The sequence below is a fragment of the Allosphingosinicella sp. genome, assembly GCF_059502505.1.
In genome coordinates this window covers 1-2560 of record NZ_JCACEU010000005.1, presented here as the reverse complement: position 1 = coordinate 2560, position 2560 = coordinate 1, and the positions used below count along the sequence as shown (strand labels likewise).

The window sequence follows — 2560 nt, the reverse complement described above, 5'->3', positions numbered from 1 at the left end:
AGATGGATTTCGAGAAATACACCGAGCGCGCCCGCGGTTTCGTTCAGGCGGCGCAGAATCTGGCCATGCGGGAAGGACACCCGCAGCTGGCTCCCGGCCACATGCTGAAGGTTCTTCTGGACGACCCGGAAGGCCTGTGCGCCGGCCTCATCGACCGGGCGGGCGGACGCTCCCGCGAGGCTCATGCGGCGGTGGAGCAATGGCTTTCCAAGCAACCGAAGGTGACGGGCTCGGCCGCCCAGCCGCAGGCCACCCGCGAGCTGATGCGCTTCTTCGACACCGCCGAGAAGGCCGCCCAGAAGGCGGGCGATTCCTACGTGACCGTCGAGCGCATGCTGCTGGCTCTGGCGGTCGAGAAGGACTCGGAGGCCGGCCGGATCCTGGCGCAGGCGGGCGCCAACGCGCAGAACCTGAACAACGCCATCAACGCCCTGCGCAAGGGCCGCACCGCCGACAACGTGACGGCGGAGAACGCCTATGACGCCCTGAAGAAATACGCGCGCGACCTCACGGAAGCGGCCCGCGAGGGCAAGCTCGATCCGGTGATCGGCCGCGACGAGGAGATCCGCCGCACGATCCAGGTCCTGTCGCGGCGCACCAAGAACAACCCGGTTCTCATCGGCGAGCCCGGCGTCGGCAAGACCGCCATCGTCGAGGGCCTGGCCCTGCGCATCGTCAACGGCGACGTGCCGGAATCCCTGAAGGACAAGCAGCTGCTGGCGCTTGACATGGGCTCGCTGATCGCGGGCGCGAAATATCGCGGCGAGTTCGAGGAGCGCCTGAAGGCGGTGCTCGGCGAGGTGACCGCGGCCGAGGGCGGCATCATCCTGTTCATCGACGAGATGCACACCCTGGTGGGCGCGGGCAAGGCCGATGGCGCCATGGATGCGTCGAACCTGCTCAAGCCGGCGCTGGCCCGCGGCGAGCTGCACTGCGTCGGCGCGACCACCCTTGATGAATACCGCAAGCACGTGGAGAAAGACGCGGCTTTGGCCCGCCGTTTCCAGCCGGTCTTCGTGAGCGAGCCCACCGTGGAGGACACGGTGTCGATCCTGCGCGGCCTGAAGGAGAAGTACGAGCAGCATCACGGGGTGCGCATCACCGACTCGGCCCTGGTGGCGGCCGCCACCCTGTCGAACCGCTACATCACCGACCGCTTCCTGCCGGACAAGGCCATCGACCTGGTGGACGAGGCGTCCTCGCGCCTGCGGATGCAGGTGGATTCCAAGCCCGAGGAGCTCGACAACATCGACCGGGAGATCGTGCGTCTCAAGATCGAGCAGGAGGCCCTGAGGAAGGAGACCGACGCGGCCTCCAAGGACCGCCTCCTGCGCCTCGAAAAGGAGCTGGCGGATCTGGAGGAGCAGTCCTCCGCCATCACGGCCCGCTGGAAGGCCGAGAAGGACAAGCTCGGCCATGCCGCCGAGCTGAAGAAGAAGCTCGACGAGGCCCGCAACCAGCTTAGCCAGGCGCAGCGCTCGGGCGACTGGGCGAAGGCCGGCGAGCTCAGCTACGGCGTCATTCCGGGGCTGGAGAAGGAGCTTGCCGAAACGGAGGCCAACGGCGACGGCGGGGGCATGATGGAAGAGGCGGTGACGCCCGACCACGTGGCCGGCGTCGTCTCCCGCTGGACCGGCGTTCCCGTGGACAAGATGCTCGAAGGCGAGCGCGAGAAGCTGCTGCAGATGGAGGGGAGCCTCGCCAGGCGCGTGGTCGGCCAGCGCGAAGCGGTGGAGGCGGTCTCCACCGCCGTGCGCCGCGCCCGCGCGGGCCTGCAGGACCCGAACCGGCCCATCGGCTCGTTCATGTTCCTCGGCCCCACGGGCGTGGGCAAGACGGAGCTCACCAAGGCCCTGGCAAGCTTCCTGTTCGACGACGAGACCGCGCTCGTGCGCCTCGACATGTCGGAGTACATGGAGAAGCACTCGGTCGCCCGCCTCATCGGCGCGCCTCCCGGCTATGTGGGCTACGAGGAGGGCGGCGCCCTCACGGAGGCGGTGCGCCGCAGGCCCTACCAGGTGGTGCTGTTCGACGAGATCGAGAAGGCGCATCCGGACGTGTTCAACGTCCTCTTGCAGGTGCTCGACGACGGACGCCTCACGGACGGCCAAGGCCGCACCGTGGACTTCCGCAACACGCTGGTCATCATGACGTCGAACCTCGGCGCCGAATATCTGGTGAACCAGCCCGAAGGGCAGGACACGGATGCGGTGCGCGACGAGGTGATGGGCGTGGTGCGCTCCCATTTCCGGCCCGAATTCCTCAACCGCGTGGACGAGATCATCCTGTTCCACCGGCTGAAGCGGACCGAGATGGGCGCCATCGTGGACATCCAGATGAAGCGCCTGCAGCGCCTGCTGGAGGATCGCAAGATCGCCCTGGAGCTCGAGCCCGAAGCCCGCGAATGGCTGAGCCAGAAGGGCTACGATCCGGCCTATGGCGCGCGCCCCCTGAAGCGCGTGATCCAGAAGCACGTCCAGGACCCCCTGGCCGAGGCGATCCTCGCCGGCGACATCAAGGACGGCGAGACCGTGCCGGTCCGCGCCGGTCCCCTGGGCCT

The 2560-nt window shown here is 68.0% G+C and carries 1 protein-coding gene; it reads left to right on the top strand.

What is annotated here, in order from left to right; translation table 11 throughout:
• Positions 1-2: 2 nt before the first annotated feature.
• Positions 3-2560 (top strand): ATP-dependent chaperone ClpB (gene clpB / locus AC5JBD_RS00065; RefSeq protein ID WP_495719712.1); only part of this gene is annotated, 2558 nt, incomplete at its 3' end.